Source organism: Paenibacillus sp. FSL H7-0323 (assembly GCF_038002725.1).
In the GTDB taxonomy this organism is placed as follows: Bacteria; Bacillota; Bacilli; order Paenibacillales; family Paenibacillaceae; genus Paenibacillus_AQ; species Paenibacillus_AQ odorifer.
Genome location: NZ_JBBODB010000001.1, coordinates 5,936,109 through 5,956,121, shown reverse-complemented (window position 1 = coordinate 5,956,121; position 20,013 = coordinate 5,936,109). Strand labels below are relative to the sequence as shown.

Annotated in this window: 19 protein-coding genes; 6 read left to right on the top strand and 13 right to left on the bottom strand. The window is 45.6% G+C overall.

Going from position 1 to position 20,013, the window contains the following annotated elements:
• Positions 1 to 69 precede the first annotated feature (69 nt).
• From MHH89_RS26600 to MHH89_RS26580, 5 genes are all read right to left on the bottom strand, one after another.
• Positions 70 to 1,068 carry a Gfo/Idh/MocA family protein gene (locus tag MHH89_RS26600; RefSeq protein WP_445739132.1) on the bottom strand — a complete coding sequence of 333 codons (999 nt, stop codon included), beginning with the start codon at positions 1,066 to 1,068 and terminating at the stop codon, positions 70 to 72.
• A gap of 44 nt (positions 1,069 to 1,112) precedes the next feature.
• Positions 1,113 to 1,463, bottom strand: a complete 351-nt coding sequence (locus MHH89_RS26595) for a DUF1648 domain-containing protein (RefSeq protein WP_081387265.1) — start codon at positions 1,461 to 1,463, stop codon at positions 1,113 to 1,115.
• Positions 1,464 to 1,500: 37 nt separating this feature from the next.
• Positions 1,501 to 1,827: a nucleoside triphosphate pyrophosphohydrolase gene (locus MHH89_RS26590; protein ID WP_076194412.1), complete on the bottom strand. Its 327-nt coding sequence runs from the start codon at positions 1,825 to 1,827 to the stop codon at positions 1,501 to 1,503.
• A gap of 40 nt (positions 1,828 to 1,867) precedes the next feature.
• Complete coding sequence (gene mutT, locus MHH89_RS26585) at positions 1,868 to 2,263, bottom strand: 8-oxo-dGTP diphosphatase MutT (RefSeq protein WP_076185009.1); 396 nt, start codon at positions 2,261 to 2,263, stop codon at positions 1,868 to 1,870.
• A 167-nt stretch (positions 2,264 to 2,430) separates the two neighbouring features.
• Positions 2,431 to 3,144: a YceI family protein gene (locus MHH89_RS26580; RefSeq protein ID WP_076194409.1), complete on the bottom strand. Its 714-nt coding sequence runs from the start codon at positions 3,142 to 3,144 to the stop codon at positions 2,431 to 2,433.
• A 147-nt stretch (positions 3,145 to 3,291) separates the two neighbouring features.
• Here MHH89_RS26580 and MHH89_RS26575 point away from each other — a divergent pair, with 147 nt between their 5' ends.
• The 3 genes from MHH89_RS26575 to MHH89_RS26565 all read left to right on the top strand — a co-directional run bounded on the left by MHH89_RS26575 (position 3,292) and on the right by MHH89_RS26565 (position 5,942).
• On the top strand, positions 3,292 to 3,975 hold the full coding sequence (locus tag MHH89_RS26575) for a response regulator transcription factor (RefSeq protein WP_232061150.1): 684 nt from the start codon (positions 3,292 to 3,294) through the stop codon (positions 3,973 to 3,975).
• Positions 3,963 to 5,378, top strand: coding sequence for a HAMP domain-containing sensor histidine kinase (locus MHH89_RS26570; protein WP_076129601.1), 1,416 nt, complete (start codon positions 3,963 to 3,965; stop codon positions 5,376 to 5,378). The genes MHH89_RS26575 and MHH89_RS26570 overlap by 13 nt, the downstream gene beginning before the upstream one ends.
• Positions 5,379 to 5,447: 69 nt before the next feature.
• Positions 5,448 to 5,942 carry a hypothetical protein gene (locus MHH89_RS26565; protein ID WP_076099543.1) on the top strand — a complete coding sequence of 165 codons (495 nt, stop codon included), beginning with the start codon at positions 5,448 to 5,450 and terminating at the stop codon, positions 5,940 to 5,942.
• Between the two features lie 96 nt (positions 5,943 to 6,038).
• On the opposite strand, the gene MHH89_RS26560 is transcribed toward MHH89_RS26565, so the two are convergent.
• A complete protein-coding gene (locus tag MHH89_RS26560) occupies positions 6,039 to 7,166 on the bottom strand; it encodes a copper amine oxidase N-terminal domain-containing protein (RefSeq protein ID WP_341088556.1) in 1,128 nt (375 codons plus the stop codon).
• A 170-nt stretch (positions 7,167 to 7,336) separates the two neighbouring features.
• Here MHH89_RS26560 and MHH89_RS26555 point away from each other — a divergent pair, with 170 nt between their 5' ends.
• Positions 7,337 to 8,794 (top strand): amidase family protein, encoded by a 1,458-nt coding sequence (locus tag MHH89_RS26555; RefSeq protein WP_076129603.1) that lies wholly within the window; start codon positions 7,337 to 7,339, stop codon positions 8,792 to 8,794.
• Between the two features lie 6 nt (positions 8,795 to 8,800).
• Here the strand turns inward: MHH89_RS26555 and MHH89_RS26550 are convergent, their stop codons facing one another.
• Both MHH89_RS26550 and MHH89_RS26545 read right to left on the bottom strand, forming a co-directional pair.
• Complete coding sequence (locus MHH89_RS26550; RefSeq protein WP_051491142.1) at positions 8,801 to 9,124, bottom strand: YciI family protein; 324 nt, start codon at positions 9,122 to 9,124, stop codon at positions 8,801 to 8,803.
• Positions 9,125 to 9,226: 102 nt separating this feature from the next.
• The gene (locus MHH89_RS26545) at positions 9,227 to 9,784 is read right to left on the bottom strand and encodes a DUF1273 domain-containing protein (protein ID WP_038568847.1); all 558 of its coding nucleotides are present in this window, start codon (positions 9,782 to 9,784) and stop codon (positions 9,227 to 9,229) included.
• 199 nt (positions 9,785 to 9,983) lie between these two features.
• Here MHH89_RS26545 and MHH89_RS26540 point away from each other — a divergent pair, with 199 nt between their 5' ends.
• A complete protein-coding gene (locus tag MHH89_RS26540) occupies positions 9,984 to 10,673 on the top strand; it encodes a hypothetical protein (RefSeq protein ID WP_341088553.1) in 690 nt (229 codons plus the stop codon).
• A gap of 77 nt (positions 10,674 to 10,750) precedes the next feature.
• Here MHH89_RS26540 and MHH89_RS26535 read toward each other — a convergent pair whose 3' ends face one another.
• Entirely contained in the window at positions 10,751 to 12,781 is a 2,031-nt protein-coding gene (locus tag MHH89_RS26535; RefSeq protein WP_341088551.1) for a beta-galactosidase, read from the bottom strand.
• 119 nt (positions 12,782 to 12,900) lie between these two features.
• Here MHH89_RS26535 and MHH89_RS26530 point away from each other — a divergent pair, with 119 nt between their 5' ends.
• Positions 12,901 to 13,734 (top strand): AraC family transcriptional regulator, encoded by an 834-nt coding sequence (locus MHH89_RS26530; RefSeq protein ID WP_256717561.1) that lies wholly within the window; start codon positions 12,901 to 12,903, stop codon positions 13,732 to 13,734.
• A gap of 1,031 nt (positions 13,735 to 14,765) precedes the next feature.
• Here the strand turns inward: MHH89_RS26530 and MHH89_RS26525 are convergent.
• The 4 genes from MHH89_RS26525 to MHH89_RS26510 all read right to left on the bottom strand — a co-directional run bounded on the left by MHH89_RS26525 (position 14,766) and on the right by MHH89_RS26510 (position 19,972).
• Complete coding sequence (locus MHH89_RS26525; RefSeq protein WP_076310571.1) at positions 14,766 to 16,757, bottom strand: beta-galactosidase; 1,992 nt, start codon at positions 16,755 to 16,757, stop codon at positions 14,766 to 14,768.
• Positions 16,758 to 16,894: 137 nt separating this feature from the next.
• Positions 16,895 to 18,196 carry an ABC transporter substrate-binding protein gene (locus tag MHH89_RS26520; RefSeq protein WP_094902687.1) on the bottom strand — a complete coding sequence of 434 codons (1,302 nt, stop codon included), beginning with the start codon at positions 18,194 to 18,196 and terminating at the stop codon, positions 16,895 to 16,897.
• Positions 18,197 to 18,257: 61 nt separating this feature from the next.
• Complete coding sequence (locus MHH89_RS26515) at positions 18,258 to 19,091, bottom strand: carbohydrate ABC transporter permease (protein ID WP_076307170.1); 834 nt, start codon at positions 19,089 to 19,091, stop codon at positions 18,258 to 18,260.
• Positions 19,091 to 19,972, bottom strand: a complete 882-nt coding sequence (locus tag MHH89_RS26510) for a carbohydrate ABC transporter permease (protein WP_036680772.1) — start codon at positions 19,970 to 19,972, stop codon at positions 19,091 to 19,093. Before MHH89_RS26510 ends, MHH89_RS26515 begins: the two co-directional genes overlap by 1 nt.
• Positions 19,973 to 20,013 lie beyond the last annotated feature (41 nt).

Genomic DNA, 20,013 nt, shown 5'->3' with positions numbered 1-20,013 from the left:
TAATATAACAACACCCCTCGGAGCTACTTGTGTAGCACTGCGCCGAGGGGTGTTTAATTTATATTTTAATTACTCTCCAGGGTATTTAAGCCCCCACTGTGCACGCACTTGATCCAGCAGTTTCAGAATCGCTAACGATTCATCCAATGTCATCACCGGACTCTCTGTAAGCCCTACCTGAAGACAACGTCCTACTTCCTCCGCTTCAAAACAATATCCAATAGAAGCTCGGTCATCTGCAAAGCTCTCTATCTTCTCATCTCCTATATAAAGCGCAGCCGATTTCGGGTTCACTAATGTACCCTCTACAATAATACGGCCTTCTGTGCCAAACACATGCGCTTCCTCCAACATGTTAAGACGAATACCACCGTTCAACGAAGCGGTTTTCCCGTTACCATATGACAACAGCATCGAGAAATGCTCGTCCACTCCAGTCTCACCTATGTGCACTGTGCTGGAAATAGACTCAGGATGAGGTCCAAACACCATGGAGGCAAAAGAAACCGGATAAATCCCCACATCCAGCAGCGCCCCCCCGCCCAGCTTCGGATTCAGCAATCTGCCTTCCGGGTTCCAGTCGGTACGAAACCCTAGGTCTGCCTTCACCAAACGAACATCACCGATTCTACCCTCAGCAATCCATTCTCTAACCTTCACAATCGCCGGGATGTAGCGACTCCACATTGCCTCCATCAGGAATAACTTATGTGCTCTAGCATAGGCCACAACTTCTTCCAATTCACCGCTGTTTACGGTAAAAGGTTTCTCACACAGGACAGCTTTGCCTGCACGCAGCGCCATTAAAGCATTTTCTTTGTGAAAAGGATGCGGCGTTCCAATATATACCGCGTCTACATTTGGGTCATTCAGCAATTCCTCATAGGTTGCATAGGCATGCGGAATCCCATGATTTTTAGCAAATTCATCGGCACTTTCCTGAGATCTTGACCCAACGGCATAAGCCACACCATTACTGGCATGCGCCAAATCAGTAACAAATTGATGAGCAATCCAGCCTGTGCTAATAATTCCCCATCTCACCTTGTAAGCGTTGTCCATTTTCATTTGCATGTTCCTCCTAATCCTTCTGCTAAGTCTCTTTAATTCTATCAGACCATTCTAATGAATGTATAGGAACTGATGCCAGCAAACACCACCGTCACCACCAAAATAGCAATATTCCAGATCTTGCTCAAGGCCGCTGAGTGCTCGTTAGAGCTTTGAATAAACGCTTTTTGCAAAAGGAACTGTAAAAGCTTCATGATTATGAATCCCAAACAACCCAGCCCGCTTTGCAAAATAACCTCCAGACTAGCTTTACTTACAAATCGATCAGCCATGTTCCCATCATAATGAATCGGCACGGTATCCGGCATTTTGGAATAAAGGAATAAATAAATAGCTACAGGAATCAAGGCCACCACACTGCTTAAGATCATCGTCAGTTTGGTTTTGAACAACGTTTTACCCTCCTTGTGCGGAAAAATAATCTCCCTGTTATTCTCCTTCCACTTCAATCAGATATATCCCCTTCTTAAATCCACCGCGACGTTTAGCTTTCTCTGCACGTTGCTTCTCCAGCTCCACGCTATTGCTCCCGTGTGTCTCCGCCAGAGCCTGAATCACTTCCATCATATCGGCAAGCTCCTCCAGAGCTTCTTCATCACTTGCTGCCTGAAAATATTCCTTCGACTCTTCTTGCAATTTTTTACGTAGTTCAGTTATGTATTCTTTGGACTCTAATATCCTTGTGTTAAAATCTTTACCTTGAGAAGCTATCAAATCGGGGATGCCGTCACGCACTAGCTTTTCATATACAGGCATTTAAGCTCTTCCTTTCTTCTATATTATATTATATCTCCCTTCAATCCGGCTTTGATTCCATCACTAGACGTTCTACAAAAGGAAGATCTGCCGGAGCAAACATGAACTGATCCAGTTCAGCCGGAAGCACCCACCTATGTTCGTCGTGATCGACCAGATCAATTACACCTCCCTGATACCGCGCTTTCCAAGCAATCAATTGGATCTTTATCTCTCCATAGTTATGCTCGTTCATGCCAAAGCTCTCATAGGGAAGGATTGTGATCCCCATCTCTTCCTGAAGCTCTCTTTGCAGACACTCTGCGATGCTCTCATCCTGCTCTATTTTGCCACCAGGAAATTCCCACAGACCTGCCTGCGATTTACCTTGCCGCCGCCGGGCAATAAGAATCTGCCCTTCTTCATTATGTATAATTGCTGCCGCCACCTTGATCACAAAGAACACCTCCACTATTGCTAGTTATTCGACAGATACTACTATTAAAACATACAATTCATTCCAAACCAAAGAGACTCTCCCAAAAGCCAACACGGCCTGGGAAAATCTCTTCAGTACAGTCTCTCTATAAATTTCACAGCAGCGTTATCCTTACGAAAGAGCTACTATTTTGTCAGCACAAGCTCCAAGCGAACCTCAAGATTATTTTCTGTATCCAGCACAACGGTGTGGGGATTGCTTAGACCAAAGTCAGAAAAGGCCACTGTTGTCGTTCCCGACAGCATCAACTGTCCCCCGCTATACGCCGCTTGCGACTGAAAGGTGACGTCCTTTTCTACTCCTTTTACGGTAAGCGTCCCCTGCATTTCAACAGGCACAGTTGCTCCTTCAGTCCATTCTGCCGGCAGCTCCGAAAATGACTTCACTACAAACGTGGATTGTGGAAATTCCGTTACGGATAGAAAATCCTCTCCTTTTACATGCTCGTCCCGTTGGCTATTGCCAGAATCCAGAGCGCTCATATCCACTGTCCCTTCCCCGGCCATCGAAGTAGAATCCTCTATATTTACCTTCCAGGTACCCTGAACTTTGTTGTCTACGAAGTTTACTGTTTCTTTAGAGGTCGTCACTGACCAATAGACTTTAGAGGTTTCCCCAAGGGTCCAATCCCCGTTTAATTGTTCGGCTGTGACCGCCACCCCTGCTGATGCTCCAGTGTTATTTGTTGTCTCTCCAGCATCTGCTGTGGTTGCTTGATTTGGAATCACGGACTCGATCTCTACATTATTGCCCAGCGATTTATCCAGTAATGTATAACCTGTGACTACTCCTACGATAATAACTCCTGCAGCGATCAAGGCTATTCTTTTTCTCTTCATCCTGTTCCCTCCAATATTCATAATTTCTGTATGCTTTCAAGCTCGTCCCTCATTCTAACAAAGCAATATGTCGGGAAGAAGTCAGAGCAGAACGGGCTATGATGTGTTAAACTTGTCGTAAATTTTATGGACTGGAGGTACTCCAATTTGACGAAATCCATTCTTGTTGTAGAAGATGAAGAAGCCATCTCTAGGGTCCTCAGTGCTTATCTGAAAAAAGCAGGCTTTCAAGTCACCCGTGTAGCTGATGGACGCGCTGCGCTGGAGTCTTTTGCTATATCTCCTCCTTCATTAGTATTACTAGACATCATGCTGCCAAACATGGACGGCTTTGAACTGCTTAAGCTCATCCGTGAAAAAAGCAGCTGCCCTGTGATCATGCTGACGGCAAGAGATGGGATCAATGACCGGCTAGCCGGCCTCGACGGTGGTGCGGATGATTATATGTCTAAACCTTTTATTCCCGAGGAGGTGGTAGCACGCGTGAACGCTGTCTTACGCCGTCCCTCGCAGTGGTCTGATGGCAGCCGTAAACGGCATTATGGCAGTTTGTTTATCGACTTCACAGCACGTGCTGTCTTTTTAAATGGGGCTGAGCTGAGTCTTAGTCCTCGGGATATGTCAGTGCTGTTATTTCTCGCTGAAAGACCTAATCAGATTTGTACGCGTGAGCAATTAATAGAATTTGTATGGGAAATGGATTATGAAGGAAGCGACCGGGCGGTAGATTTGTCGATCAAAAGACTACGCCAAGCGTTGTCGCACTGGCCTACTAGTGAGGGGGAAATCCGTACCCTAAGGGGGACGGGATATCAATTATGGACAACTTAAAGAGAAACAACGCCAAACGTACCTCTATCCTTTCTTACTGGACGATACGTTATCTGCTCATTATTAGTGTAGGCCTGCTCCTCACAGCTTTAGCTACATTATGGTGGATCCGTCAGGAGGCTATGAGCAATCGTCTGCAGACTGCGGGGCTTTTGGCACAGGAGATTGCAGATCGCAGCTTAAATATGGAAGGCTCCATTGAAATCAGCCAAAATCTCGAAAAGCTGATCGAAGACCGGAAGCGGTTTTTCAAGTTAACCATAGAGATGTGCGTGATCATTACTGATCAACAAGGTCAAATGCTATTCTCCCTGCCACCTCTAACTGACAAGGAAATGAGATATAAGCTAAATGATAGCCTGAACGACTCCCGCAGTCCTGAGTTTAAGGCTGCTGTGGCTCCCATAAATTCGGATGACAAAACACTGGGACAGGTTATTGTCCTGCAATCCAAAAAATCGCTGCGGCATATTCCACAGGAGGAGATCATATTTTTCTCCATACTGCTGCTGTTTCTAATCATCTTAAGTTGGCTAACCATTTACCTCTTATCTCGTAAACTGGCAAAACCCATTCAGAAGGTAGTCGAGGCTGCGGCTCAAATCAGCCATGGCCGTTATGATATCGTTCTAGATAAGGATGCTAAAGAGCGGGAAATTCATGAGCTGATGATGTCTTTTGAAGAGATGGCAGGCAAGTTACAGCAATTTGAGCAGTCTCGAGCCGTAATGCTGGCCGGAGTCTCCCATGAGTTGAAAACACCCGTAACCTCTATTAAAGGCCTGGTGCATGCCGTCCGCGAAGGGGTCGTTGAAGGTGATGAAGCTGTGGAATTTCTGGATATTGCCCTGCTGGAGGCTGGGCGGTTGCAGCGAATGGTAGCCGACCTTCTGGATTACAATGCCCTGACTGCAGGAATGGTTTCCGTTCGTCACGACCGACTCGATGCCGTACCACTACTATCAGAAATCGTATATCAATGGAAACTGACACAGGCGGAAGATGTTGCTGAACCCGTGCTCCATATGCCGATCAATCCCTTATTTTTGCGTGGGGACTCCCTTCGTATCCAGCAGATTATCGTCAATCTACTTAATAACAGCGTACAAGCCAAAGCTCCGGATCGAAAGGTGCAGCTTACGATAGACCTGCTGGAGCAGCAAGGTCATGGCTTTGCCGAAATCCGTGTTCAAGATAACGGGCTTGGCATCTCATCCAATCATAGTGAGCATGTCTTCGAAGCCTTCTTCCGGGGCAGCGATAAGCAGAGCACACTGCGTGGTCTAGGACTCGGCCTAACCTTCAGCCGTCTGCTGGCCGAATCTATGAACGGAAGCCTCGTGCTTGAGGAGCACTCAGACAAAGGCTGCACCTTCGTGCTGTCTCTGCCGCTTGATGATTAAAAAATAGTCTACGATCCATCGACATGGTATAATCATGTGCACAATCACACCGAAAACCGGAGGCTGTATATGCTTACTTTTGAACAAAAATTAGCGATTCTCGACTCTTACCCCCAGCTGGAACGCAAAAATGTATCCCTTGGGCGCGTGAACTATCACTACGAGGAAAGCCAGCATGATAAGAAAACCGTGGCTTTTCACCTGCATCCAAATGGTAATGGCTATGTGTTCGCAGGCTTACTGCGGGGCTACGAGACAGATGATAAGGGCTTCGTGAATATTCGCGACTACTCGGAATCCGAGCTGCGTAGTTTGCTGGATGCCTCCATCACCTCACTGTCTATTTACATTCCTGATGCTCCTGTAGCCAGCAAAAGAAAGAAAAAGGCTGCGGCAACTGCCGATACACTCTGGACTAATGATGAGGGCCAAACCCTAACCCTAAAGCTTGAGGATGATTTATGGTATGTCTATGCCGACCTCAATCTGGAGATGGCGTTTGAAACGCTTGAGGAAGCTAAAGAATATTTAGCGGAAGAGGGATTTACAGCAGCGCAGGAGTAATTGTCAGACTTTAATCTACACACTCACAACAAAAGAGGTGTCTGAGCAGCCATTTATTTTGGCCGTTCGGACACCTCTTTTCTAATAAAACGATCCTTAATATACAGGTTCCGTATATATGTAACTATAAATACCCAAATCGAGCTCAGAAACCACTTCATAATCTAGTTGGAACTCTATAGTCTTATTTGATAGACCTCCTACAAAATAACTGCCCTCCACAACCAACCTATCCTTCCCTCCAACTGGGGCGACCAGGATCAGCTGTTCAGCTTTATTGGCTGGGATCACAAAGTTTTGCAGCCCACCCGTCTGATCTTGAATATATTTACGGACAGACACGAGGTTACTGCCTAATTCCGAGAGGCCGGAATTGTTGTTCCGCCATACATCAAGCGCATCTTGTTGGGATTGGTTGGAACTGACACACGCCTGATTAACTGAAAATTCCGGGATTTTATATATATTCCCGCCAATATTATCGATAACTACTTTATGGGTTACTTCCGTACAATTTTCAATTTTCAGAGTCGGCATGGGGTCCTTTTCCTTTGAGAATGTCTTTATGATTTTTTGATCACCAGACTTAAAATTTATTGAGATGTCTTTATTATCCATGTTAGAAAATTCGAGCAAGCTATACAGCTGATTATTTTTAATTCCGTAGTGCTTTACGATTATAACAAACCTGTTTCTCTCATCTGATAACGATTTTGATTGCTCTTGGCTTCCTACTGAAATTGTTCTGTTGACCGGGGCAATAAGCTTCTCCTCGGCAACTGGTGAGGTTATGTAAATAGATTTTGTACCTTCATCCCAAGTGACACTACTACCCAACACTTCGCTAATAAATCTTAAAGGGACTAGTGTATTATTTTGAAAATTGATACCTTTTAAGACTTGCTCATGCTCTTTGGCGTTTACAATTACTCTTCCTTCCTTGACCAGATAAAAAATGTTAATATCCCCTTTAACCGCTGAGACCGACTTCGCATGATTATCCCATTTAATAGTTGCGCCTAAAGCTTCAAAGATCGCCCGCATAGGTACGTATGTAACTCCATCTTTCAGTATAGGACTTACATTAAAATGTAATTGCTTACCGTCCAAATAACATTTGAGATCACTGTCTTCCGCAAAGGCTTGACTTGAAGATAAAACAGCAAAACTTATCATCACCACAAAAAAAGTGATAATTTTTGAAGCAAAGTTGTGGTTTTTCATGTTCTTAATTTAGCTCCTAATCTAGAAAAATAAAAAAATTACAATGCAGACCTGAATATATCAAATGGCCAATCAAAATGTAAGTCTAAAAAGAAAACTACCAACGACACCCAAATTATGGTTAGATGAAGGAGAAGCCATATCCTAGAGGGAAAGAAGCGTGAACGCATATGAGTTTTGAAATCGTAGAGGCCACCATACCGGACATCCAAGCCGCATTAGAAGCCGGAGAAATTACGTCAAAACAACTAGTTCTCATGTATTATGAACGCATTGCTGATCACGACAAAAACGGCCTGACGATTAACTCTGTACTGGAGATTAATCCTGATGCGTTGTTTATCGCAGAATCTCTGGATGTGGAACGGGCAATTAATGGCCCACGCGGCCCCCTGCACGGGATACCTGTGTTATTGAAAGATAATATCAATACTGGGGACAAAATGCATACAAGTGCGGGTTCGCTGGCTTTGGCGAATTCTTTTGCCGGGGAAGATGCGTTTATAGTTACCAAGCTGCGTGAAGCCGGCGCCATTATTATGGGTAAAGCCAATATGACCGAATTCGCCAATTTTATGACGAACGGCATGCCCTCCGGTTACAGCTCCCGCGGCGGGCAAGTCCTTAACCCCTACAATATTTCTACGCCAACCGGCGGCTCTAGTGCGGGTTCAGCAGTAGCTGTCGCTTGTAATTTCTGTACGGTCTCTGTTGGCACAGAAACTTCGGGATCGATTCTTAATCCCGGTAATTTGGGCTCCATCATCGGCATTAAGCCAACCGTGGGGCTGCTCAGCCGTTCAGGAATCCTGCCGCTCTCCAATACACAAGACACCGCAGGCCCTATGGCTAGAACCGTTCATGATGCCGTGTTACTGCTAAACGCCATGCTGGGCAAGGATCAACGCGATGCAGCTATGGGAACAAATACAGGTAGAATCCACGAGGATTATACTGTATTCCTTGATCCGAATGGTTTGCAGGGCGCTCGAATTGGGATACCACGTGATTATTATTTTGAGGAGCTCACAGATGAGCAGCTTGCTTTGTTCAACGCTTCCGTCGACAGGATGAGAGAGCTTGGAGCGACCATCATTGATCCTGCAGATATTAAGACCGCCCGGGAAATTAGTTACTCTTCGGTGGTATTAAACGAATTCAAAACAGCACTGAATGCTTATTTATCTCATTTGGGCCCCGGAGCACCTATGCGAACCTTGAAGGATATTATTGATTTTAATCATGCACACCCTGTGGAGACTTTGAGATTTGGTCAAGCTACATTAATAGATGCGGAATATACCTCCTCCGGCACACAAAGTGAAGCTCAATATTTACGCCATCGTGCGACTGACCTGAAGCTGTGCAAGGAAGAAGGGATCGATGCCACTATGAAAGAATACAATCTGGATGCCCTGCTGTTCCCTGCCGATTTTGGCGCCAGAATTACTTCCAGAGCAGGATATCCGTCCATCGTCGTTCCTTCTGGATACACTTCGGCCGGCGCTCCCTTTGGTGTAACCTTCTCAGCAAAAGCTTATCAGGAGCCTACGCTTATCAAGCTAGCCTATGCCTATGAGCAGCATTACAAGGTGCGAAAAGCACCTTCGCTAAAAAGCTTCATTTGATTAAACCTATTCCTGAAGTGGAACAATACCTAAATGCCTGTTCCCCTCATGGGACAGACTCCATGTACGCACTTCATAGCTACGAATGCCAGACAGCACGTAAGGATCTTTTTCGGCAAGGAGAACGGCTTCTTCGCGTGAGTTCGCTCTTACAATAACCATACCGCCAGGACAATCACTAAAGGGACCACACAGCACTAATTGTCCTTTACGGTCCAGCTCTTGTAAATGCTTAACATGACCACGAATAATCTCCATGTCTCTACGGTCTTGATTCGTCGGGCTAAGCAAAATAACATAACAAATATCTGCTTGATTGACCTCACTCATCCTATTCTCCGCCTCTCGTTCAAATAGAAACTAAAGCCCGTAACGGTGATTTCCCAATGCCGATTCGGGCTTTTTTATTTCGCGATATCTTCGTTCGTAGCTTTATTCATAATCTCGCTGATTTTCTTCATCGGCAATATTTTGAATCTCATCAGAATGAATAAGAAACAGCTCGTAGTCCCCCTCTGCATGCAGCTTCAGCGCTCGTTCTTTAAAAAACTTCGGGCTGCCTTCCGCCGCATCCTCATCATAAAAGAGCAATATCCCGTCACTTTTGCGGAACAACAAGTCATCTCTGGCCCTGAACTGCCAGCTGCCGTCATAAGGGGCATTACTGACCGCCCTGCAAAAGTCCGCACCCGCAATAATACGTCGGTATTCCTCCTGCTTCTCTTCCTTCCACTTCTCTTCCTGTCCAGTATGCGCCGTAATGATCCCCAATTTCAATTCAGGATATTGAGTCTTGAGTTCACTTACCACCTCACAAGCCCAAAGATCGACACCATACTGGCCAGGGGTAATAATCCATTCGACGCCTTCTTCAATTAGCGGCTTTAATCTGTTAGACAGCGCCTTTTTGATATAAGGAATTCCCGGATGCTTATTATCAAAAATACCGAGCTCATGCGCACGGTAGCCTGTTACGAGTAAATTCTTCATGTACTGCCTCTTTCCTGAACGTTGGTTATCTCTTACCATGACTTACCTTTGTAGAGTTTTATCCCACTTATATGATTATTATATAGCATTTACATGATCTATTTCTTTAGGCAAACTTTCAGCTGATCTTAAGCAACCTTTCAGAACCGTCTGATATATTTCTCCTAATCAATCTAAAACTATTAAGGAGAGAAAATAAATGAAGAAATTAATACCGATTATGATCTCAGGAAGTCTACTCGCTTCTCTACTATTGGCTGGCTGCAGCACCAATTCGGAGTCCGAAGGAACAGCTGTTACTAATAACCAAGCGAACACGGCACCCGCAGATAACGCTGAGGCACAGCAATCTCAAGGAAACGGCAATCAACAAAACGGCAGACCCGACATGTCCATGAATTTCGGCAAGATTAAGAGTATTAGCGACAACACAATTACAATCTATACGTCAGAAATGCCTTCCCCGCCCGCACAAGGCACTGGAGATACGGCTGGAGCCGATATGCAGAACGGCCAGGCTGGTACTCCACCGGAAAGACCCGAAGGTGATCAAGGCTCAGAAAACGGTACACCTCCAGAGGGGGGAATACCGGAAGGCGGAGCCCCTGACGGCGGTGGACAAGGTGGTGGACCACAGGGCGGCGGGATGCAGCAAACCTTCTCCGAGGAAACCACAGATATTACAATTGATGCTGATACCAAAATTGTAACGGTTACCTTCGACAATGGCACGCGTCAGGAGAACACGATCAGCTTAGCTGACCTGAAAGCTGATGACATTATCCAATATACGCTTAAATCAGATTCCACTGTGGCGGAGAGCATTACCTTAAGCAGCGGAAACCCCGGCGGATCCGCTCCAGACGGTAGCACGGGCAGCAGCAGCTAATCAGTTTCTTCACAACAAAAAAACTTTCCGGGGACAAGCTATGCCCGGAAAGTTTTTTAAAAATCGTATACTATAAACTATTTTTTGTCCGACAAAATCAATACTCCACGACCCGGTACAACTGCTGAACCACTGATTACATTACCTGTCAGTAGATCAGTACGCTCAGCTGCCCCAATATCCGCGCTTAAATCCCCGGCAGTGTGGTTCAGTAAGAACAAGTAAGATACGCCATCCTTCACACGTTGAACAGATTCGATACCTTCCGGTGCAGTTACCAGCGGCTGAATGTTCTTTTCGGCACATAGATTCGCTAGGAATCCTTGTAGGAATCCTGCTTCTGGACTTGTCGCCACATAATAAGCTTTACCTTCACCAAATTTATTCACAGTCAACGCAGGCATTCCTTTATAGAAATCAGAACCGTACTCTGCCAAAACTTCTGCCCCTTCGGCATGGATCAGATCGCAGAGCAGATCACATTTATAAGAACCACTCAAGCTACCCCACGTTTTATCCAGCACGAGCTCATTGCTCATACCTGGCAGTAATGCATCGATTTCCTCTGCCCAAATTCCAAGCACTTTACGCAACTCGCCTGGATAACCTCCAACCGTCACGAGGTCGTTCTCATTAACAATACCGCTGAAATAAGTTGTAATGAATGTGCCGCCCGCTTTTACAAAGGCTTCAACCTTTTCTGCAAAACCTGGCTTGACCATGTACATTACAGGTGCGATAACAATTTCATACTTGGACAGGTTCTCTTCGACCCCGATCATGTCGGCTTCGATATTTTGCTGATACAGCGCATCATAATATTTGTGGACTTCATTCACGTAATCCAAGGCAACCGACGGTCCGCTTGAGAGATCCAGCGCCCAACGATTTTCCCAATCGTAGATGATCCCTACTTTAGCTGCACTGCGCGCATCCAGTAGTTGATCTCCAAGCTGCTCCAGCTCTTTACCCAGCTCAGCACATTCACGGAATACCCGTGTGTGTTCATGACCCACATGCTCAATTACCGCTCCATGATACTTTTCACAAGCCCCTATCGAACGACGCAGTTGGAAGAACAACACAGTATCTGCACCACGCGCCACAGCCTGGTAACTCCATAGACGCATAACGCCTGGACGTTTCAAAGAGTTGTACGGTTGCCAGTTCTGCTGGCTCGGTGTTTGCTCCATCAGCATGAATGGTTGGCCATTTTTTAATCCACGCATAAGGTCATGTGTCATTGCTGTAAAGCTGACCGGTGTGTCCAGTGAAGGATAGTTGTCCCAAGAAATTACATCCATATGCTTGGCCCACTCAAAATAATCCAGCTCCGGATAAAAGCCCATCAGGTTCGTTGTAACAGGAACGTTGGCGCTGTGTTCTTTGATCGCTTCGTATTCGATTTTGTAACATTCGAGCAAGCTATAAGACATAAAACGGCGATAGTCCAACGAGATTCCTTGGAAGTTAGTACGGTTACCGTTCCATTCTTCACTCAGCTCATTTGGCACCACAATTTCTTCCCAATCATAAAACGTATGTCCCCAAAAGCGTGTATTCCAAGCCTTGTTCAAAGCATCCAGCGAACCATAACGCTCCTTCAACCAGACACGGAAGGCAGCAGCGGACTGTTCGGAATAATCATAGCCACCATATTCATTAGAAATATGCCAAGCTACCAGTGCCGGATGATCCTTGTAGCGTTCTGCCAGCTTACCAGCCAGCTTCGCTGCATACTTGCGGTAAACTGAACTGTTCGGATTGGAGTTATGACGTCCGCCGAACTTACGTTTTCTGCCCTGCACATCGACACGGGTCACTTCAGGATAACGATGAGCCATCCAAGCTGGATGTGCTCCTGTTCCTGTAGCTAGACATACATAAGTTCCATTTTTATATAGTCTATCCATTAATTCATCCAATGAGGAGAAATCATAAGTATCTTCGGAAGGTTGGATTAAAGCCCAGGAAAACACATTAATTGTGGCAACATCAATTCCCGCCAGCTTGAACATCCGTTCATCCTCAGCCCATACTGGCGCATCCCATTGCTCCGGATTGTAGTCTCCACCGTACCAAATTTTAGGTAATTTATCGTTAATCACACTTCGCACACCCTTTATAGTATAATTATATATCTATTCTAAATGGTTAAGGTTGCCCTTTAAATATAAAATAATATCTCATACATATAAGAATATAGAACTAACAGGAGAGGATAACATTGTTCGAAATCATGCATCGCAGGATCGTATTCGTCCATGAAGGTGGACAGCACTTGCCAATCACTTTAGACAGTATGGGGCACAATCATGATCAGGAAAAAGTATCCCGCCCCGATGGTTATGACACGTATCATTGGCTTCAAACCTCAGAAGGTGAAGGGATCATCCATTTTGACAATAAAACCTTTTCCCTGCCCGAAGGCAGCGGCGTATTACTACTTCCTTATACACCCCATCGTTATGAGGCTTCCACTAAAAACTGGGGTACCTATTATCTAACGTTTGGTGGCGATTCGGCACACTCTATTTTGGAGACCCTTGGGATGAATAGTAATTCTTTTTACCGTTGGGAAAATGAAGCGCCTCTCCCCAATTTGCTGAAGGAAATGCTGGATCGTCATGATGCCTATCAGGATATGTTTGGTCTCGGGGCCTCCACAGATGCTTATCGTTTTTTGCTTACTTTGAGTAAATATGGCCAGCTTCAAAATAATACGGCGATTTCCCGCAATGTAGATAAGCTGCAGCCACTGCTAAAATGGATGGACAGCCATTATGGCGATCCTGATCTTGGACTGAACGATCTAGCCGATGAACTAGGCGTATCTGGGCGCTATCTTAACAACCTATTCGTCCAAACTTTCGGACTCTCGCCTTATGCCTATTTCGTACGGTTACGCATCCGGAAAAGCAAAGAAATGCTCGTAAGCCAACCCGATCTTACGGTAAAAGCTATCTCCCAGCTAGTCGGCTTCCGCGATGTCAGCCATTATGTAGCCACATTTCGCAAGCAATCCGGGACTACGCCGGAGCAATTTAGACGCCTGCATTAAACATGCCCCGCCTACTGTGGAAAAATTGCTCGCTGGGAATATGCGGCTAGAACGTAGTAAGAGTATGGTATGCGCTACTATTGTGTAGAATTGGATGGTACGGTGAAGTCGGTGCGGTACGGTCCGTTGACTGGGTGCATTTGGCTGCGAGTGTACGGCAGCTCTGAGATGGATCGTGTAGATCTTCACATGGTGGAGTCCTTTTGAAAATCTGCTCATGGTGGACTCCATGTGGAAATCTGCTCATGTTGGGACTCCATGTGGAAATCTGCCCGCTTTGGACTCCATGTGGGAATCTGCTCATGGTGGACTCCATGTGGAAATCTGCTATGGTGGACTCCACGTGGAAATCTGCTCATGTTGGGGACTCCATTGTGCAGCTCTCTTCAGTCAGTATGAGTAAGTCAGACGAAATAATTGCACTTTGTACACTTAAAATAGCCTGCACGGCAGAAATTATCCATATAAGTGTATTCTGTGCAACTATATTCTCGGAATATGGCCTTACAGCGGGATTAGCCAATTTTTAGCTGCACAAAGTGCAACTAAAACCAATTAAGTACTCCAATGCTTCAAATAAGTGTACGAAGTGCAACTATTTTCTGTTGTGCTTCTGTTGAAGTTTCTACATGCCCTACTCCACTCATTTTTTACTCCCCACTTCCACTTACTTCACTATTCCTACCCCACACATTCCCCTACACCGCTCTTCCCTTACTCCACACATCCCTTACTCCACACATCCCTCACTCCATCTTCACCAACCTCACTTTACCCTACTCCACACATCCCTCACTCCATCTTCACCAACCTCACTTCACCCTACTCCACACATCCCTCACTCCATCTTCACCAACCTTCACTTCACCCTACTCCACACATTCCCCACTCCATCTTCACCACCCTCACTTCACCCTACTCCACACATCCCCCACTCCATCTTCACCAACCTTCACTTCACCCTACTCCACACTTTCCCCTCTCCTGCCACACTCCCAAACCCACTCCAAAATCTCTTTACTCAAAACCACTCAAATCTCCAGCACCTCTACACCATACGGCTCGAGCTGAAGCTCTCCCGATCGAATCTTATTATCCAGCAGGCTGCTGTATTCTCGTGGCAACGGAACGATCACCGACTCGCGGCTCAGATTAAGCAGGAACAAGAAGCTTCCCTGATCTCCAGTCCGCACGGAGGCATGTACTCCGTTTGGCAATCCTTCAAAGCATAACAACCCTTTTTCCTTAGCCAGGTTCTCCAATAGAACTGACCAGTATTGCTCTTCCGCATGGGTTCCAAAGTAATAAACCTGACCTTTGCCGAAGGAATTAACAGTTATAGCGGGTGTGCCGCGATAGAAATCATCACCATACCAGGCAATTGGCTGAGCCACTACAGGTCGGAGGATGTCGCACCACTGCGTACATTCATATGGATTACCCTCCGCATCCACGATGACATGTGTTTCAACGCCAATCGGATCATACTCCAGCACTTCAACGCCGGTACAATAGCTAAGCTGCCCAGGCAGCGGTTGCATGACTGCGATGTTGTTTATATTTTTGACGCCACTACGGTTGGTGATCAGTAAGGTCCCGCCAGCGAGGGCAAAATCCTCCAGATTACGTACGATCTCCTCATCCAGCAAATATAAATTTGGAGCGATTACTACTTTGTATCCATCAAGCGGTTGTCTGAGGTCGATAACATCGCAGCCCATGCCAAGCTTGGTCACCGCCCGGTGAATCTGCTTAATGTTCTCATAATAATCAAAGCCCTCTGCCTGCGGCTGAATATCCAGCGCAGCCTTCTCTTCATGAGAATGGAGGATAGCCACTTCGTTTTTCAGCATCGTTCCTTGGAGCTTGCCGCTCAGCCCATTAACCTCATGACATAGCTGCGTGAACTCCGCTAATCTGCGTCCGGGAACATTGCTGTGATCAATCAGCCCGTGCCAGAATTGTTCTGCTCCTGAAGTTGCACTTCTCCAGCGAAAATGAACAACAGTATCCGCACCTCTAGCAATCGCCTGCCATGCATAGGCACGAATCAGTCCCGGATAAGGGGTTCGCCACATCGGCATCCAACAACCCGGAGATCCACTCAGCTGCTCCATGATCCAGAAGTTTTGGCGTTTGATGCCACGGGTTACGTCCAATGAAAGTGCTCCGCTATAAGGCGTTGTCTCTTGTTTGGTTGGCGAAGTATTCGGATAATAATCAAACGCAGCCACGTCCAGATCTGCACCCACTGCGTACATATCGAGACGCTGCGGATAGCTGTGAAAGTTATGGGTTATGAAATGCTCTGGACAAATCATACGCAAAATATTGATCTGCGCTGTCTGAAACGCTACCACCGAATCCCACTGAAACCGCTGAAAGTCCAGCAGAAAAGATGGATTCTGATGAGGTGATCCGCCCAACGGCACGGTAAGCTCATTCCAATCGCTGTACTCCCCGCTCCAAACAACGGTTCCCCATTCTGCATTGACCTCAGCCAGTGTTCCGTATTTAGCTTGTACCCATGCTCGAAAAGCAGTATTACAAGCGTCACAATGACAATCCAACATGCCAAATTCATTATCAGTCTGCCAGCCTATGACGGCCGGGTGTTCACTGTAACGTTCGGCAAGACGCAGAATAATACGGCTGCCATACTCACGCAGCGATGTGCTGTTATAGCAGCGGTGTCCACGTACCCCCGGGTGAAAAATCTCTCCATTAGCAAACACCGGAAGCACATCCGGAAATTTCGTCGTTAACCATCTTGGCGGTGTAGCTGTTGGCGTACCCATCACAACCTGCAGATCATATTGATGAAAAAGGTCCAGCGCACGGTCCAGCCACTCAAACTGGTAATTCCCCTCAGTTGGCTCCAGTCGGCTCCATGCGAACTCAGCAACCCGGACTACTTTAACACCTGTTTCTTTCATCAACTTGATATCTGGTTCCCACATGGATTCATCCCAATGCTCCGGGTAATAGTCCACACCCATCTGAACATGATCATATCGTTTCATTGGCGCTTCTCCCCATCCCTTGATATTCAGCCCTGTTTCCCAAAAAAAGCGCTCCCCGTCTCAAATTGATGAGGTATACGGAGAGCGCTTCTGTTAACCACTAATATCCATTAAATCTTCTCTATAATGTGCTTTACTTATTTTTTTAGCTTGTCCCATGCAGCTTGCATACCAGTCATCCAGCCGTTAACGTCAACCTTGTCAGCGATGAACTGTTGGATCACGCTGGCAAATTCTTGCGTTACACCATCAGGGAATTTTGAGGATTGCAGGCCATAAACTTTGTTTTCTTTTACATAGTTCCATACGTCTGCTCCAAGCATACCGATGTCTTCAGGTGTTGCTTCGATTGTGGACAAAGCAGGGATGAATTTCCATTTTTTAACGATGTACTCTTTACCCATATCGGAAGTTACCAACCAGTTCAAGAACGTTTTTGCTTCTTCTTTAGAACCGGATTCTTTGTTGACTACAAGGTTCGCAGGGATACCAACAGTCATTTTGTCATTCTTCTCAGCATCTTCATTGATTGGCATAGGGAACATACCAATGTTCATATCAGGAGTGATGTTATCAACAAGAGTTTGTGCCCAGTTACCTTCTTGCATCATTGCAGTTTCGCCTTTTGCGAACATTGCCAGGTGAGTGTTAGCATCTGTGGTCAAAGGATTCTTTTGTCCGTATTGTAAAGTCAGTTTGAGATACTTGCTCCACTCTTCAAACGTTTTATTGCCTACAATTGTACCAGTTCCTTCATTCAAACCTTTGATGAATTCATCTACATTATCTTGTTGTGCAAAGGCTACGCTGATCCCTTGGTTACCTAGCAGCCACCATTCCTGATATGCATTACCAAAAGGAGTTACGTCGATAGCTTGCAGCTTTTTAGCCGCTTCTTCAAGCTGTGACAATGTTTTTGGAGTTTCAGTGATTCCCGCTTTAGCGAACAAGTCCTTGTTATACACAATACCGATACCCTCAAGGTTCATTGCCATACCGTATACTTTGCCATCTTTAGTCATAGGCTCTGCAGCCATAGGAATCAGATCTTTTACCCAAGGTTGGTCGGACAGATCTTCCATCTTGTCTCCCCAAAGTTCCATTTCTGCATATCCACCATTGGAGAAAATATCAGGCGCATCGCCGGAAGCGAATTTAGTTTTCAATGCTGCTGCGTAGTCCGCACCACCACCAACTGTTTGGATATCCAGCTTGATGTTAGGGTATTCTTTTTCGAATTCTACCTTAAGCTCATTGAGGCCTTCTACGATTTCAGTTTTGAATTGGAAGATCTTAACGGTCTTCACTTCACCTGAATTTGTGCCAGCGCTTCCATTTTGTGAGTTACTAGAAGCGTTATTATTACCACCACATGCCGTTAGAGCTAAACTCATTGCCATTACTGCTGATAGAGCAACTGCGGAGTGTTTCTTCTTCATTATATATTCCCCCTTAAAATAGTGGACTGCTTAAAAAATATTTGGAACGGAGGGCTCGGTGTTAACCTTTCACCGAGCCAGCCGCTATTCCCTCAACAATGTAACGTTGCATAAACAGGTAGAAAATGATAATTGGTGCGACCCCGATTACGAGAGCCGGAAGTGCCATATCCCATTGTTTGGTATATTGACCAAAGAAGGAGAAAGTCGCTAGTGGAATGGTCCGAAGCTCTGGTGCCTGAAGAATCAAGGATGGCAACAGATAGTCATTCCATATTCCAAGTGCGTTTAGCACGATTGTTGTCATCACCATTGGCTTCAGCAAAGGAAGCACAATACGGAAGAACACGGTAATAGGATTACATCCATCTACTGTAGCCGCCTCTTCAATTTCAAGAGGAACGGACTTGATAAAGCCGTGGAACAGGAAGATCGCCATCGGAACACTGATTCCTAGATTCGTGATAATCAAACCAAGGAAAGAGTTGTTTACTCCAATAACATTTACGACCTTCAGAATAGGAATCATAATCGTTTGGAACGGAACTACCATTGCTGCTACAAAGATAAGCAGCAAGAACTGATTGAATTTCGTATTCGCCCGAACCATACGATAGGATGCCATCGCACTGAACAGAGAGATTAGAATAACACTGATCACTGTGATAATAACCGAGTTTCGGAATGCTTCACCGAAACGGGCTAATTTCCAAGCGGTTGAATAGTTCGACCACATAAATAGTTTTGGCCAGCTTGCCGCATCACTCAGAATTTCACCGAAGGATTTCACCGAGTTTGCGAGCAAGAAATAGAATGGAGAGAGAAAGAGCAGCGCCAGAAGGATCATTATCACTTCCGTACCAATATTCCATCTCTTTTTTTCCGTAGGTTTCATTACGCTTCAACCTCCTTGCTCTTCGTGATACGGACCTGAATCAGAGTAATGATGGCTACAATTACAAAGAACAGCAGCGCTTTTGCAGTACCCAGCCCGTAACGATTGTTCAGGAAAGCTTCATTGTAAATATTCATAGCAACGGATTCCGTCGATTTGAACGGTCCGCCCTTCGTCAAGGACAAGTTAAGGTCAAACATTTTGAATGACCAGGAAATGGCCAAGAATAATCCGATAGTTACAGCAGGCATAATTAGCGGAACTACGATATTGCGTAGCACCTGCCAACGGGAAGCACCATCAATATCAGCCGCTTCTAGTACTTCTTTAGATACGTTACTCAACGAGGCAATGTAGATAACCATTAGATAACCGGAAGACTGCCAAACAAAGACCATTACAATCGCCCAGAATCCTGTTGTGGCATCACCGAGCCAAGGAAGATTAAAGAAGGACCATCCTGTCAGGTCACCCATAGTGGCGAACCCTTTAATGAAGATAAATTGCCAGATGAAACCAAGCAACAATCCCCCGATAACGTTCGGCATAAAGAAAATAGTCCGAAGCATGTTACGTGTCTTTAAAGGTTTAGTTAACAGATAAGCTAAGAAGAAGCCTACCACGTTAGTCAAAATCACACCTAACACCGTAAATCTTACCGTGAACCAAAAGGAAGACCAGAAGTCAGGGTCATTTGAGAAAATAGTGGAAAAGTTTTGAAATCCGACCCAACTTACATTACCGGATACACCGTTCCAATCTGTGAAAGAGTAATACATCCCCATCAAAAATGGGATAATCGTTATTAAGGTAAAAAACAAAACTGCCGGACCAACGAAAAAAAGCTGTTGACCTAACTGGGACAACTTAGTGCCGCGCATTTATTGCCCCCCCCTTTCTTTTGCTCACTTACTTGTTTATG